The 404-nt window shown below is 48.3% G+C and carries 1 protein-coding gene; it reads left to right on the top strand.

The window, feature by feature from the left end; genetic code table 11:
- Positions 1–71 precede the first annotated feature (71 nt).
- Entirely contained in the window at positions 72–317 is a 246-nt protein-coding gene (locus J3482_RS22040) for a DDE-type integrase/transposase/recombinase (RefSeq protein WP_206923106.1), read from the top strand.
- Positions 318–404: the final 87 nt, after the last annotated feature.

The following is a 404-nucleotide window of genomic DNA, read 5'->3' as shown; positions in this document are numbered from 1 at the left end:
AAATTCGTTTCGCATGAAAGAGACGAAGGAGTGGCTTGAAAAGCAAAACCTTGCATGATGCCCAGTTTTAGGTGGGGGATTTTTCGCTTGACAAATACAGTAAGAATGGGTGGGGATATGTATTCGCGGTAATCGATGCGTACGACCGTGAAATTGTGGGGTATTCGTTTTCGCGCTATTGCCGGACAGAGGAATTGCTGCATGCCGTGGATAACGCATTCAACTACCGATTCCCGAGCGGGGTACGAGGCGCAAACTTAACGCTCAGAACTGACAACGGATGCCAAATGACAAGTCGACGATTCTACAAGCCATGAAGGACTGCCAGGTGAAACATGAACGGACAGGTTATAACAACCCGGACGCAGATGGCTATATCGAACGTTTCTTCCGTTCGTTGAAGG

The organism is Alicyclobacillus suci (genome assembly GCF_017329615.1).
Taxonomy (GTDB): Bacteria; Bacillota; Bacilli; order Alicyclobacillales; family Alicyclobacillaceae; genus Alicyclobacillus; species Alicyclobacillus suci.
The sequence above is the reverse complement of the archived record's forward strand: the minus strand, read 5'-3'. Positions and strand labels throughout refer to the sequence as shown.